Source organism: Sphingomonas sp. SFZ2018-12, assembly GCF_022496715.1.
In the GTDB taxonomy this organism is placed as follows: Bacteria; Pseudomonadota; Alphaproteobacteria; order Sphingomonadales; family Sphingomonadaceae; genus Sphingomonas.
This window is the reverse complement of sequence record NZ_WTFM01000001.1, coordinates 1,585,320-1,598,514: the sequence shown is the minus strand read 5'-3', so window position 1 is coordinate 1,598,514 and position 13,195 is coordinate 1,585,320. Positions and strand designations below refer to the sequence as shown.

Below are 13,195 nucleotides of genomic sequence, written 5' to 3'. Positions count from 1 at the left end.
GTCAGCCCTCCTTGTTCAGGCGGGCCTTCAGCGCGGCCAGCTCGGCATCGACCTTCTCGGCCGACTTGAGCTCGGCGATCTCCTCCTCCAGCGACTTGGGCGCGCCGCCCAGGCCGGCCGCATCCGCCCGGCCTTCGGCCAGGTCGACGCGACGCTCCATCAGGTCGAAGCGGCTGAAGGCGTCCTGCATCCGCTCACCGGCGTACATTTCGCGCACGCGCAGGCGATTGGTCGCGCTTTCGAGCCGGGTGACGATCGAGTTCTGGCGGGCGCGTGCCTCGCGCAGCTTGTTCTGCAGCTTGGTGATGTCCTCTTCCGACGCCTTGAGCGCATCGTCGAGCACATGGATCTCCTGGGCGAGCTGCTCGGCCATGTCGGCGGCCTTCTGCTTTTCGACCAGCGCGGCCTTGGCCAGATCCTCGCGGCCCTTGCTCAGCGCGAGCTCGGCCTTTTCGGTCCAGCTCTCCTGCAGCTTCTCAAGCTTGGCGATGTGGCGGCGCATTTCCTTTTGATCCGCGATGGTGCGCGCGGCGGAGGCGCGAACCTCGACCAGAGTCTCCTCCATTTCGAGGATGATCATCCGGATCATCTTGGCCGGGTCCTCCGCCTTGTCGAGCAGGTCGGTGACGTTCGCGGCGATGATGTCGCGGGTTCGGGAAAAAATGCCCATCTGGGATACTCCTTCGTGCGTGCAATCAGGTTTGACGGGCCGGGGCGACGTTGGGGGCGTCGCCGCCCCGGCCGGGACGGATCAGCTGTTCAGGCTGTCCGGGTTGCTCTTGACGTGGCCGCGAGCGACCTTGGTCGAGGTGTTGCGGATCTTCGCCCGCTCGGGGTTGAGGCTCGGGTCGCCGAAGAACACCTCCATCGCGACGGTACGGGCCGACCCGCGCAGCGCCTGGGGCATCTGCGGGAAATTGACCTTCGACACCGCGCGCATCGCTTCGCGGTCGAGCACGGCGTTTCCGGTCGGCCGGGCCAGCGTCGCGCCGCGGCACTTGCCGTCGGCGTCGAACGTCACGGCGACGATCGCTGCCGCGTTCTGGCGAACCGCCTGCGGCACACCGTCGATCGAGCGGATGTTCGCATTGAGGCTGTTGGCCACACGCGCCATCCACTGGTCACGGCTCATTTCGCGCGCCTCGGCGGCGGCGGGCTGGGCAAGACCGAGCAGCAGCGCCGCACCGCAAATCCCGACGGGGAGCAGGGTGGCAAGGCGGGTCGTGGCATTCTGGCGTTCCATGGGTTTTCTCCCTGAACCTTGGTATCGTTGTCCACCGCTGCGGGTGGTGCAACAGGCTTTGCAACCGCTGTGCCAAATCAAGGAGTGGCGGTTTTGCGACCTTTCGCCCCGATGAACGGGCCGCGATGCGATCGACACTTGCCAAGTGTTGGGATTCTACGCCAAGTGCCAGGCCATGGAACGCGCGAGCCAGGTCATCGGACAGTCGACCGTCTTTCTGGACGTGCTGGAGCGTGCCAGTCGCGCCGCCGCGCTCGACCGCCCGGTGCTGGTGATCGGCGAACGCGGCACCGGCAAGGAACTGGTTGCCGAACGACTACATCGGCTCAGCCCGCGCTGGGACCAGCCGCTGATCGTGATGAACTGCGCGGCACTTCCCGAAACCCTGATCGAAGCCGAGCTGTTCGGGCATGAGGCGGGCGCATTCACCGGGGCGACCAAGTCGCGCGCCGGCCGGTTCGAGGAAGCGCATGGCGGCACGCTGTTCCTCGATGAACTCGGCACATTGTCGATGGCGGCGCAGGAGCGGCTGCTGCGCGCGGTTGAATATGGCGAGGTGACGCGGATCGGTTCATCGCGGCCGTTGCGCGTCGACGTACGCATCGTGGCGGCGACCAACGAACATCTGCCCGACCGGGTCGATCGGGGCACGTTTCGCGCCGACCTGCTCGACCGGCTGTCGTTCGAGGTCGTGACGCTGCCGCCGCTGCGCGCGCGTGCCGGCGACATCCTGGTGCTGGCCGAACATTTCGGCCGGCGCATGGCGTCGGAACTGGGCCGCGACCGATGGGAAGGATTCGGCCCGCTCGCGCTCGACCAGCTGACCCAGTATCACTGGCCGGGCAATGTCCGCGAACTGCGCAACGTCGTCGAGCGCGCGGTCTATCGCTGGGAAATCGCGGGGCCGATCGACGCGATCGAGATCGATCCGTTCGCATCGCCCTATCGCCCGGGCCCGGCCACTGTCCCGACCCCCGCCGACGGTGGGGTCGCGCCCGCAGCGAGCCCGGCAGTCGCCCCGCCGCCGATCGGCGAGGCGCCGTGCGAGGGGCAGGACTTCAAGAGCCGGGTCAACCGGTTCGAGCGCGAGTTGCTGGCGCGCGCGCTGGCCGAGCAGCGGTTCAACCAGCGCGCGACCGCCGATGCGCTGGGGCTTAGCTATGATCAGCTGCGCCATGCGCTCAAGCGGCACAATCTGCTCGGGCACCTGGGCTGAGGCGAAATTGCGCCCGACGTACCGTCCTTGGGTCAGTCAGCGGAATTTTGATGCGGCAAAGCGCGGCCTGATGCGTTAGGCGGACACCCGAGCCGTTACTGCCAAGGAGGACATTATGGCCTTTGAACTTCCCGCACTGCCCTATGCCAAGGACGCGCTGGCACCGCACATGTCGGCCGAAACGCTCGAATTCCACCATGGCAAGCACCACAAGGCCTATGTCGACAAGACCAACGGCCTGGTCGAGGAAAAGGGCCTTGGCGGTCATTCGCTGTCGGCGCTGATCCGCCATGCCAAGGACGCGGGCGACAAGGGCCTGTTCAATAATTCCGCGCAGATCTGGAACCACACCTTCTTCTGGCACTGCCTGTCGCCCGAGAAGCAGGCGCCGAGCGGCAAGCTGGCCGAGATGATCAACGAAAGCTTCGGCTCGGCCGAGGCGCTGGTCGAGAAGATCAAGGCCGAGAGCGTCGGCCATTTCGCCAGCGGCTGGGGCTGGCTGGTGCTCGACGGCGGCAGCCTGAAGGTGACCTCGCTCCATGATGCCGACACCCCGGTCGTCCATGACGGCATGAAGCCGCTGCTGACCATCGACGTGTGGGAGCATGCCTATTATGTCGACTACCGCAATGCGCGCCCGGCCTATCTGGACGCGGTGACCGCGAACCTGATCAACTGGGAATTCGTGGCGCAAAATCTCGACGGCGAGGGCGTGAGCCGCGCCGACCAGGGCTGAGCTGAAGGCGGGCCGCCCCGGCGCAAAGCGGGGCGGCCGGCCGCTTATACGTCATCCCGTTGAAGGCCGGGATCGCTCGCCGAAGTCGGGCTCCAACTGCCAACGGCCCCGGCCTGCGCCGGGGCGACGCCATGTGGTCAGCCCTCCGGCGGCACCGGTATGTCGGCGGGGGGTTCGGTCTGAAGCCCGTGCCTGAGCAGCATCGGAATGTTGGCAAAGGCAAAGAGCAGGGTCAGCGGCGCCGCGCCCCACAGCTTGAACCCGACCCAGAAATCCCAGCTCGCCGACCGCCAGACGACCTCGTTCAACACCGCCATGAAGGCGAAGAAGATCGTCCAGTTGCGCGTCAGCTTTCGCCATCCGATCGCGCTCAAGCCGGGATAGGCGCTTTCGAGCAGCATCTGGAGCAGCGGCCGTCCGGTCGCCAAACCATAGGCGAGGATGACCGCGAACATCGTGTAGACGATGGTCGGCTTGATCTTGATGAACGTCTCGTCATGAAAATAGAGGGTCAGGCTGCCGAACAGCAGCACCAACGCGCTCGAAATCCACAGCATCGGCGAGATGTGTCGCGCCTTCCACCACGACAGCACCATCGCGGCGATGATCGCCACCATGAAGGCGGCGGTCGCGGCCAGGATACGGCTGAGCTGGGGCCCGCCGCTTAGCGTGTTGACCAGGAAGAAAACGGCAAGCGGGCCGAAATCGACGGCCATGCGCAGGCCGGGCGATAGGGCGGGGCGTTCGGTGGGTGACATGGCGTGTCGTGTAGGGCGCGCGGGGCGGCGCTTCAACCGATGTCGCGTCGTCCCGGCAGAGGCCGGGACCGCTGGCCAACTTAGCGCCTCACCTGCCAGAAGCCCTTGCTCCGGGGCGACGATCAGCTTCGGCGCACCTGCTCGACGCCCGCGATGATCCTCGAGACCTGATTGGCGTCGAAGGGGCGCAGGTCCTCGGCGGTCTCGCCCACGCCGATCGCGTGAATCGGCAGGCCGAATTGTTCGGCCGCCGCGACCAGCACGCCACCACGCGCGGTGCCGTCCAGCTTGGTCATCACCAGCCCCGTGACGCCCGCGACTTCCTTGAACACCTCGATCTGGCTGAGCGCATTCTGGCCGGTGGTCGCGTCGAGCACGAGCACGACGTCGTGCGGCGAATCGGGGTTGATGCGGCCCAGCACGCGACGAATCTTGGCGAGCTCGTCCATCAGCTCGCGCTTGTTCTGCAGCCGCCCGGCGGTGTCGACGATCAGCACATCGATGCCCGTCGCGGTCGCTTGCTTGACCGCCTCGAACACGATGCCGGCCGCATCGCCGCCCTCGGCACCCGAGACGATGGGCACGCCGATCCGTTCGGCCCAGGTGCGCAGCTGGCCGATCGCGGCCGCGCGGAACGTATCGCCGGCGGCGAGCATCACGCCATAATCCTGATCGGTCAGCCATTTGGCGAGCTTGGCGATCGTCGTCGTCTTGCCCGATCCGTTGACGCCGATGACCAGGATCACCTGAGGGCGGGGGAAGGCGCTGATCTCGAGCGGTCGCGCCACGGGCTCGAGCGCGCGCTCGATCTCCTCGGCGACGACCAGGCGGATGCCGAGCTCCTCCATGTTGCGCTCATACTGACCCTCGCCCAGCCTGGCGCGTACTCGCGCGGCGGTAGCGGGGCCGAGGTCGGAGGCGATCAGGGCTTCCTCGATCTCGTCGAGCGTCGCGTCGGTCAGCCGCGCCGCCGACAGCCCGGCCAGATTGCCGAGCAATCGGTCCGACGTCTTCCTGAACCCGCCGAGCAGGCGTTCGGACCAGCTGCTCATCGGGCCGTGCCCACCAGCATGTCGTTAGCGACGGAGTCTATTTCGACGGTCACGATGTCTCCGATGTTCCGGGCCGGGGTGGTGAGCGCCACATTCGCGAAATTGTCGGCATGGCCGCGCGTTCCCGGCCGCTCGACCAGTATCTGCTGCCGCGTGCCGACCAGGGTGCGCAGCCATGCCCCCCGGCGGATCGCGGCACGCTCGCGAAGCGCGGCCGCGCGCGCTTTGACACGCGCCGGTTCGATCTGCGGCATCCGCGCGGCCGGGGTGCCGGCGCGTGGCGAATAGGGGAAGATATGCGCGTGGACGATGTCGCAATCGTCGATCAGCGCGCGCGTGTTTGCGGCCATCGCCTCGTCCTCGGTCGGGAAGCCGGCGATCAGGTCGGCGCCGATCGCGATGTCCGGCCGCGCCGCCTTCAGCCGCGCGACGATCGCCACCGCCTGGGCGCGGCTGTGGCGGCGCTTCATCCGCTTGAGGATCAGGTCGTCGCCCGCCTGGAGCGAGAGATGGACATGGGGCAGCATGCGCGCCTCGCCGGTCAGCAGGTCGAACAGCCGGCCGTCGATCTCGATCGAATCGAGCGACGACAGCCGCAGCCGTTCGACCCGCGTGTGCGTCAGGACGCGCTCGACCAGCGCCCCCAGCGTCGGCCGGCCCGGCAGGTCCGCGCCATAGCTCGTCAGGTCGACGCCGGTCAGCACGACCTCGCGGCGCCCGCCCGCCACCAGGTCGGCGATGCGATCGACCACCGCCCCCGCCGGCACGGAACGGCTGTTGCCGCGCCCGAACGGGATCGCGCAGAAGGTGCAGCGATGGTCGCAGCCATTCTGCACCTCGACGAACGCCCGCACATGCTCGGAAAAGCTGGCGGCAAGGTGCGGCGCGGTGTCGCGCACGGCCATGATGTCGCTGACCATGACCGGTGTCGTGCTGGCCCAGGCGGCGGCGGTCAGCTTGTCGCGATTGCCGATCACGCGCGTGACTTCGGGCATCGCCGCGAAGCTCGCCGCGTCGATCTGCGCCGCGCAGCCGGTGACGATCAGCTCGGCATCGGGTCGTGCGCGGCGGGCGCGACGGATGGCCTGGCGCGTCTGTTTCACCGCTTCGTTGGTCACCGCGCAGCTGTTGACGACGATCGTGTCGCGCTCGCCCAGCAGCGCACGGATCGTCTCGCTCTCCGCAATGTTGAGGCGGCAGCCGAGGCTGATGATGTCGGGGCCGGCGGGCATGGCGGCCGATCTAGGCGCGGGGCGGTCGAAAGTCCACGCAGCCGATCGCTGACGCCGGCGCGATTCACCAAGGTTTCATTTGTTACGGTTAGCTATGGAAATGAACGACCAGGACTTTCGACGGCAATGTTCGATCAAACCCGTCAGGCATCTTTGTGGAAAGCGGTGAATCGATCGCAACTCGTCGCGGAGTTCACGCCGACGGGAACCCTGTCCTGGGCCAATGAAAAGTTCCTGTCGACCTTCGGCTATCGGATCGAGGAGATTGCGGGTCGCCATCACAGTCAGTTCTGCGACCCGGTCTACGCGGCATCGCCAGGCTATGCGGCGTTTTGGCAAATGCTTGCCACCGAAGCCGATCACTCGGGCGAGGTGCTTCGCGTCGCGCGCGGTGGACGGCATATCTGGCTTCAGGCGACCTATTCCAGCCTGATTTCGGACGATGGCCAGCCGAAGATTCTGAAGGTCGCAAGCGACGTGACCGCGGCCAAGCTGCGCATGGCGGAGGATGCCGCAAAGCTGGACGCGCTCGACCGCTGGTTGATGATCGCAGAGTTCGATGCTGGCGGCAGGATGGTTCGCGCCAACCGGCAAATGATCGAGACGCTCGGCCACGGCCGTGACGGCGAAACCATGCCGCACGTCCGCGAGCTCTGGGCCGCTGATATCCATCCGCACCGCGGCGAGGATATATGGCCGCAATTGAATGCGGGGACCACGGTTTCAGGCCGCTATGCGAAACTGGGCCGAGGCGGGGCGACGCACTGGCTGCAGGTTACCTACGCGCCGATTCTCGACGGGCGTGGGCAGCCGTCGCGCGTGATCCTGTTTGCGCACGACGTTTCGCGTGAAGTCGCCCTGAAGGCCGAGCTGGAAGCCAAGCTGACGGAAACGCAGTTTTTCCAGCGCGAGGCCGAACGGCGCGAGGCCGAGCTGGGGCAGATACTCGGCGCGCTCGGCACTGTCGTCGCACAGATCGAGCAGATCGCCGAGCAGACCAATTTGCTCGCGCTAAATGCCGCCATCGAAGCCGCGCGTTCGGGGGACGCCGGCCGCGGATTCGGCGTCGTCGCCAACGAGGTCAAACGGCTCGCAGGCGAGACACGCGCGGCCACCGGCGCAGCACAGCGGTTGATGCCCCACAGGTGATCGTCAGCCGCGCATCCGGATCAGCCCCTCCTGCGTCGTGCTGGCGACGAGGCGGCCGTGCCGGTCGAAGAACTTGCCGCGGTTGAATCCGCGCGCATGGCCGGCCCAGGGACTGTCGCAGGTGTAGAGCAGCCAGTCGTCGAAGCGGAACGGCTCGTGCAGCCACACGGCATGGTCGAGGCTTGCGGTCTGCACCGGATGGGTCAGCCAGTTGACCCCGTGCGGCAACAGGCAGGTGCCGAGCAGCGACATGTCGGACGCATAGCTCAGCATCGCGCGGTGCAGCGCGGGATCGTCGGGCAGCGGCGCGGCGACGCGGAACCAGCCATGCTGGACCGGCGGCAGCTTTTCGGGCGCGAACCAGTCGCGCACCGCAACCGGCCGGATCTCGATCGGGCGGGCGCGCAGGAAGAATTTGCGAAACTTCTCCGGAATACGATCGCCCATCTCCGCGCGCAGCACGGCTTCCGACTTCAGCGCCTCGGGCGGGGGCACGTCGGGCATCGCATCCTGATGCGCCATGCCAGGTTCGGGCAGCTGGAACGACGCGGTCATGTTGAGGATCGGCTGACCCTGCTGCATCGCGATGATGCGGCGATTGGCGAAGCTCTTGCCGTCGAAATCGCGCACGACGCGATAGATGATCGGAAAATCCTCGTTGCCCGCGCGCATGAAATAGGCGTGAAGCGAGTGCGCTTCCTTGCCCCCGTCGACCGATCGTTGCGCGGCCTGGAGCGCCTGCGCGATCACCTGGCCGCCAAAGACGCGTCCGACGCCGCCCGGCTGGCGCGCACCGCGATACAGGTCGGTGTCGAGGCGTTCGACATCGAGCAAGTCGATCAACTGGGCGACGAGTGCTTCAGGGGTTTCGGCGCGGGCTTGGTCGGTCATGGCAGGGTGCTCTTCAACGAGGTTTCCGTTCGTGTCGAGCCCTTCGACTGGCTGGCAAGCCAGCCGCTCAGGATAAGCTTCAGCACTGCGTGCTAAAGTCGAGACACGTTTCGCCGGGTGCGCGTTTCTCGACTTCGCTCGAAACGAACGGCCTTTGGGTCAATCGGTATCGCTCAATATCCCGCCTTCTCCGCCAGCGCGTTGGCGAAGAAATTGCTGTCGCCGAACATTTCGGCCAGCACGCGCGCGCGCTTCATGTAGAAGCCGATGTCATATTCGTCGGTCATGCCGATGCCGCCGTGCATCTGGATGCCTTCCTGAACGCTCAGCGTCGTGGCGATCCCCGTCATCGCCTTGGCGACCGCGACCGCTTCGTCGGCGCGGTCTTGGCCGGCGTCGAGCATCTGCTGGGCGCGCAGCACGGCGGCGCGGGCGACTTCCATCTCCGAATAGAGGTGCGCGGCGCGGTGCTGGAGCGCCTGGAAGCTGCCGATCGCGACGCCGAACTGCTTGCGCTGCTTGAGGTAATCGATCGTCATGTCCATCGCGCCCGCGCCGACGCCCAGCATTTCCGCGGCCGCCCCGGTGCGCCCGGCGGCAAGCAGGCGCGCGAGCGGTGCATCGTCATCGACTTCGCCGACCACCGCATCGGCATCGACCTGCACCCCGTCGAGGGTCAGGCGCGAGGCGAGGCTGGAATCGGCCAGCCGCTGGGGGTCGATCGTCAGCCCCGCCGCCTTGGGATCGACCGCGAACAGGGTCGGCGGCGCGCCGTCCGCCGTGGTCGCCGCGACCAGGATCACGTCGGCGACGTGGGCGTGGGTGACGAACTGCTTGGCGCCCGACAGCTTGAAGCCGTTGCCCGACCGCTCGGCCTTCATCGCGACCTTGCCGGTGAACTTTGCCGACTCGTCGATCGCCAGCGCCGCGACTGTCTCGCCCGCCACGATGCCGGGGAACCAGCGTTCGGCGTGCGGCGTCCCCCTGAGCGCCGCGACCGCCGCGACCGCGGTCGACAGGAAGGGGGAGGGCGAGAGGTTGCGCCCGATTTCCTCCAGCACCACGCCGGCCTCGACATGGCCCATGCCGACGCCGCCCTGATCCTCGTCGATCAGGATGCCGGTGAAGCCCATTTCTGCGAATTGCTTCCACAAGTCGCGGCTGAACCCGGTCGCATCGTTGCTGTCGCGCAGCTGGCGCAGGTGGCGGACGGGTGCCTGTTCGGCAACGAACTGGCGCGCGGTGTCGCGCAGGAGGGTCTGATCTTCGTTGAGGTAGAGCGGCATTACTTTCTCCCTAGCCCTCTCCCCTTTTGGGGAGAGGCGCGAGACTTGGCGGCTTGCCCGCCTAGTCGCAGCGGAGAGGGGTGCGCCCGGCTTGCCCCTCTCCCAACCCTCCCCCCAAAGGGGAGAGGGCTTTGGTGGCCTTAGGCCCCCGGCAATTCCAGGATGCGCTTGGCGATGATGTTGAGCTGGACCTCGCTCGTCCCGCCCTCGATCGAATTGGCCTTGGTGCGCAGCCAGGCGCGCGGGGCGGCGCCCTTGTTCGATCGCTCGCTTTCCCATTCGAGCGCGTCCGATCCGCCCGCCGCCATCGCCAGCTCGTGGCGGGCCTTGTTCAGCTCGGTGCCGTAATATTTCATCATGCTCGGCTGGGCGGGGTGGGCGCGTCCGGCCTTCAGCTCGTCGATGAAGCGTTCGGACATGGCGGAGAACGCCTTAGCGCGCACCTCGAACAGCGCGATCTGGCCGCGCAGGATCGGGTCGGCGAGCCGCCCGTCATGGTCGAGGCCGACGGTGGCAATCGCGCTTTCGATCATCGGGTTACCGCCGGTCTGGCCCAGTCCCATGCCCGAAATCATCTCGCGCTCATGGCCGAGCAGATATTTGGCGACGTCCCAGCCCTTGTTGAGCTGATGCACCAGATTCTTCTTCGGCACCTTCACATTGTCGAAAAAGGTCTCGCAGAAGGGCGAATAGCCGCTGATCAGCAGGATCGGCTTGGTCGAAACGCCCGGCGTCTCCATGTCGAACAGCACGAAGCTGATCCCGCCCTGCTTGGTCGATTTGTCGGTGCGGACCAGGCAGAAGATCCAGTCGGCCTCATCGGCATAGCTGGTCCACACCTTTTGCCCGTTGACGATGAAATGGTCGCCCGCATCCTCCGCCGACGTGGCGAGGCCAGCGAGGTCGGAGCCCGCGTTCGGCTCCGAATAGCCCTGGCACCAGCGGATTTCGCCGCGCGCGATCCTGGGCAGATGCTCGAGCTTCTGTTCCTCGGTGCCGTATTTCAGCAGCGCCGGGCCGAGCATGGAGATGCCGAAGCTGTTCAAGGGATTGCGTGCGCGGATCGCCGCCATCTCCTCGCGCAGAATTTTGGTCTCGGCCGGCGACAGCCCGCCGCCGCCATATTGCGTCGGCCAGTCGGGCACCGTCCAGCCGCGCGAAGCCATCGCGTCGAGCCATTCCTTCTGCCCCGGCTTGTAGGTCGCGCGGCGGCCGCCCCAGCACACGTCCTTGTCGGACCGGACCGGCTCGCGCATCTCCGGCGGGCAATTCGCCGCAAGCCAGGCGCGAGTTTCGGCGCGGAAGCTGTCGAGACTGTCGGTCATGTGCTCTCTCCTATTTCTTTAGCCCTCTCCCTTTGGGGAGAGGGTTGGGAGAGGGGGTGGCAGGGCTGGCCCCTCTCCAAAATCCTGTCCGCGTCATGCCAGCGAAGGCTGGCATCTCGAGCCGATCCGCGCACGCTCGCGGCACGAGGCCCCGGCCTTCGCCGGGGCGACGCCCTTACAAACTCAATTGAACCGTTCGCCCTTTTCGGCCTTGTCGCGCAGCAGCTTGGCGACCTCGAAGCCGTGGCGATCCAATCCCTCGACGATCTTCTTCAGCCCTTCGGTATCCGCCCAGAACATCGGGCCGCCGCGATAGACCGGCCAGCCATAGCCATAGATCCACACGACATCGATGTCGGACGCGCGTTGCGCCATCCCTTCCTCCAGGATCAGCGCGCCTTCATTGACCATCGTGTAGAGCGTGCGCTCGACGATCTCCTGGTCGGTCACCTCGTGCTGCGCGGTGCCGGTCTTGGTCCGCCACTCCTCGATGATCTCGGCAACGCGCGGCGACGGCGACGGATTGCGCTTCTCGTCATAGTCATAGAAGCCCGCGCCCTTTTTCTGGCCCCAGCGTTCCTCGGCGCAAAGCTGGTCACGGATATTCTCGATCCGGCTGGGATCGCGGTGCCAGCCGATGTCGACGCCGGCCAGGTCGGCCATCTGGAACGGCCCCATCGGCATCCCGAACTCGACATGGACGCGGTCGATCTGCTCGGGCGTTGCGCCTTCGAGCAGCAGCTTGTTGGCCTCGACCTGGCGCGGCATCAGCATGCGGTTGCCGATAAAGCCGTAGCAGACGCCGGCGACCACCGCGACCTTGCGGATCTTCTTGGCCACCGCCATCGCTGTCGCCAGCACGTCGGGCGCGGTCTTGGCCCCGCGCACGACCTCGAGCAGCTTCATGACATTGGCGGGCGAAAAGAAGTGCATGCCCAGCACGTCCTGCGGCCGCGAGGTGGCCGCCGCAATCTCGTCGATGTTCAGATAGCTGGTGTTGGACGCCAGGATCGCGCCGGGCTTGGCGATCGTGTCGAGCTTGCCGAAAATGTCCTTCTTGACGTCCATATTCTCATAGACCGCCTCGATGATCAGGTCGCAGTCGGCCAGCGCCTCGAGCCCGAGCGTCGGGGTGAGCAGCCCCATCGCCTTTTCGACCTGCTCCGGCGTCATCCGGCCCTTGGCGGCGGTCGCTTCGTAATTCTTGCGCATCACGCCGGTGCCGCGATCCAGCGCCTCCTGCTGCATCTCGACGATCGTCACCGGGACGCCCGCCGACAGGAAGTTCATGCTGATCCCGCCGCCCATCGTGCCCGCGCCGATCACGCCGACGCGCTTGATCTCGCGCAGCTGGATGTCGGCCGAAATGCCGTCGATCTTCGATGCCTTGCGCTCGGCGAAGAAGATGTGGCGCTGCGCGGCCGACTGGACGCCGAACATCAGCTTCATGAACTGTTCGCGCTCGAACTGGACGCCTTGCGGATAGGGCACCTGCGTCGCCTTTTCGACACAGGCGATGTTGGCGGCGGGCGCGTCGAAGCCGCGGAAGCGGCGCGCATTTGTTTTCCGGAACGTCTCGAATACCGCCGGGTCGGCGCTCAGCGGCTTTTCGCTGACGCGCGGGATCGGGCGGACGGCGGCGACCTCATTGGCGAACGCGAGCGCGTCGGCGAGCAGATTGCCCTCGCTCGCCAGCCGGTCGACCAGCCCCGCTTCCTTGGCCTGGCTGGCGGAGATCGGATCGCCCTTCGACGTCATTTCCAGCGCCAGCTCGACGCCGGCCGCGCGCGGCAGCCGCTGGGTGCCGCCCGCACCGGGCAGCAGGCCCAGCTTGACCTCGGGCACGCCGAACTTGGCCGACGGCACCGCGATCCGGTAATGCGCAGACAGCGCGACCTCGCACCCGCCGCCGAGCGCGGTGCCGTGGACTGCGGCGATCACCGGCTTGTCGAGCGCTTCGATCGCGTCGACCAGCTGCGGCAGCAGCGGCTCCGCCATCGCCTTGCCGAATTCGGTGATGTCGGCGCCGGCGAAGAAGGTCTGGCCTTCGCAGATGATGACCACCGCCTTGACCGCATCGTCGCCCGCCGCTTCCTTGATCCCGGCGTCGAGGCCCTGGCGCACCGCTCCGCCCAGCGCGTTCACGGGCGGGTTGTTGGAGGTGATGACGAGCACGTCGCCATGGCGCGCGGTGGAGATGGGGGAAGTCATGCGTTCAGGCTCCTGAAGGAAAGTGTCTCTTGTGATCTGCGGTTCTCGACTTCGCTCGAACCGAACGGGAAAGGGTTTGAGTTGCGCCCCGAACAT

At 66.7% G+C, this 13,195-nt stretch carries 12 protein-coding genes; 3 read left to right on the top strand and 9 right to left on the bottom strand.

What is annotated here, in order from left to right; translation table 11 throughout:
* Window position 1: 1 nt before the first annotated feature.
* The gene (gene pspA, locus GO308_RS07400) at window positions 2–670 is read right to left on the bottom strand and encodes a phage shock protein PspA (protein ID WP_066479947.1); all 669 of its coding nucleotides are present in this window, start codon (window positions 668–670) and stop codon (window positions 2–4) included.
* Between the two features lie 81 nt (window positions 671–751).
* Complete coding sequence (locus GO308_RS07395) at window positions 752–1,243, bottom strand: TonB family protein (RefSeq protein WP_240884914.1); 492 nt, start codon at window positions 1,241–1,243, stop codon at window positions 752–754.
* A 175-nt stretch (window positions 1,244–1,418) separates the two neighbouring features.
* Between GO308_RS07395 and pspF the strand changes: the two genes are divergently transcribed.
* Window positions 1,419–2,459 (top strand): phage shock protein operon transcriptional activator, encoded by a 1,041-nt coding sequence (gene pspF, locus GO308_RS07390; RefSeq protein WP_066479941.1) that lies wholly within the window; start codon window positions 1,419–1,421, stop codon window positions 2,457–2,459.
* 115 nt (window positions 2,460–2,574) lie between these two features.
* A complete protein-coding gene (locus GO308_RS07385; protein ID WP_240884912.1) occupies window positions 2,575–3,195 on the top strand; it encodes a superoxide dismutase in 621 nt (206 codons plus the stop codon).
* Between the two features lie 137 nt (window positions 3,196–3,332).
* Here the strand turns inward: GO308_RS07385 and GO308_RS07380 are convergent, their stop codons facing one another.
* The 3 genes from GO308_RS07380 to mtaB all read right to left on the bottom strand — a co-directional run bounded on the left by GO308_RS07380 (window position 3,333) and on the right by mtaB (window position 6,237).
* Complete coding sequence (locus tag GO308_RS07380; protein WP_240884909.1) at window positions 3,333–3,953, bottom strand: septation protein A; 621 nt, start codon at window positions 3,951–3,953, stop codon at window positions 3,333–3,335.
* 122 nt (window positions 3,954–4,075) lie between these two features.
* A complete protein-coding gene (gene ftsY / locus GO308_RS07375) occupies window positions 4,076–5,005 on the bottom strand; it encodes a signal recognition particle-docking protein FtsY (protein WP_066670670.1) in 930 nt (309 codons plus the stop codon).
* Window positions 5,002–6,237 carry a tRNA (N(6)-L-threonylcarbamoyladenosine(37)-C(2))-methylthiotransferase MtaB gene (mtaB, locus tag GO308_RS07370; RefSeq protein WP_240884903.1) on the bottom strand — a complete coding sequence of 412 codons (1,236 nt, stop codon included), beginning with the start codon at window positions 6,235–6,237 and terminating at the stop codon, window positions 5,002–5,004. Before mtaB ends, ftsY begins: the two co-directional genes overlap by 4 nt.
* Before the next feature lie 126 nt (window positions 6,238–6,363).
* Here mtaB and GO308_RS07365 point away from each other — a divergent pair, with 126 nt between their 5' ends.
* Complete coding sequence (locus GO308_RS07365; RefSeq protein WP_066479929.1) at window positions 6,364–7,386, top strand: PAS domain-containing methyl-accepting chemotaxis protein; 1,023 nt, start codon at window positions 6,364–6,366, stop codon at window positions 7,384–7,386.
* A 3-nt stretch (window positions 7,387–7,389) separates the two neighbouring features.
* On the opposite strand, the gene GO308_RS07355 is transcribed toward GO308_RS07365, so the two are convergent.
* The 4 genes from GO308_RS07355 to GO308_RS07340 all read right to left on the bottom strand — a co-directional run bounded on the left by GO308_RS07355 (window position 7,390) and on the right by GO308_RS07340 (window position 13,099).
* A complete protein-coding gene (locus GO308_RS07355) occupies window positions 7,390–8,277 on the bottom strand; it encodes an acyl-CoA thioesterase II (protein ID WP_066479926.1) in 888 nt (295 codons plus the stop codon).
* Window positions 8,278–8,450: 173 nt separating this feature from the next.
* Entirely contained in the window at window positions 8,451–9,563 is a 1,113-nt protein-coding gene (locus tag GO308_RS07350; RefSeq protein WP_240884901.1) for an acyl-CoA dehydrogenase family protein, read from the bottom strand.
* Between the two features lie 140 nt (window positions 9,564–9,703).
* Entirely contained in the window at window positions 9,704–10,888 is a 1,185-nt protein-coding gene (locus GO308_RS07345; protein ID WP_240884898.1) for an acyl-CoA dehydrogenase family protein, read from the bottom strand.
* 183 nt (window positions 10,889–11,071) lie between these two features.
* A complete protein-coding gene (locus GO308_RS07340; RefSeq protein WP_240884897.1) occupies window positions 11,072–13,099 on the bottom strand; it encodes a 3-hydroxyacyl-CoA dehydrogenase NAD-binding domain-containing protein in 2,028 nt (675 codons plus the stop codon).
* Window positions 13,100–13,195 lie beyond the last annotated feature (96 nt).

Coding starts and splice junctions, on each gene's coding strand:
- GO308_RS07355 (WP_066479926.1), bottom strand. CDS start 8,277: ATGACCGACCAAGCCCGCGCCGAAACCCCTGAAGCACTCGTCGCCCAG.
- GO308_RS07365 (WP_066479929.1), top strand. CDS start 6,364: ATGTTCGATCAAACCCGTCAGGCATCTTTGTGGAAAGCGGTGAATCGA.
- ftsY (WP_066670670.1), bottom strand. CDS start 5,005: ATGAGCAGCTGGTCCGAACGCCTGCTCGGCGGGTTCAGGAAGACGTCG.
- pspF (WP_066479941.1), top strand. CDS start 1,419: ATGGAACGCGCGAGCCAGGTCATCGGACAGTCGACCGTCTTTCTGGAC.
- GO308_RS07350 (WP_240884901.1), bottom strand. CDS start 9,563: ATGCCGCTCTACCTCAACGAAGATCAGACCCTCCTGCGCGACACCGCG.
- GO308_RS07345 (WP_240884898.1), bottom strand. CDS start 10,888: ATGACCGACAGTCTCGACAGCTTCCGCGCCGAAACTCGCGCCTGGCTT.
- GO308_RS07385 (WP_240884912.1), top strand. CDS start 2,575: ATGGCCTTTGAACTTCCCGCACTGCCCTATGCCAAGGACGCGCTGGCA.
- mtaB (WP_240884903.1), bottom strand. CDS start 6,237: ATGCCCGCCGGCCCCGACATCATCAGCCTCGGCTGCCGCCTCAACATT.
- GO308_RS07340 (WP_240884897.1), bottom strand. CDS start 13,099: ATGACTTCCCCCATCTCCACCGCGCGCCATGGCGACGTGCTCGTCATC.
- pspA (WP_066479947.1), bottom strand. CDS start 670: ATGGGCATTTTTTCCCGAACCCGCGACATCATCGCCGCGAACGTCACC.
- GO308_RS07395 (WP_240884914.1), bottom strand. CDS start 1,243: ATGGAACGCCAGAATGCCACGACCCGCCTTGCCACCCTGCTCCCCGTC.
- GO308_RS07380 (WP_240884909.1), bottom strand. CDS start 3,953: ATGTCACCCACCGAACGCCCCGCCCTATCGCCCGGCCTGCGCATGGCC.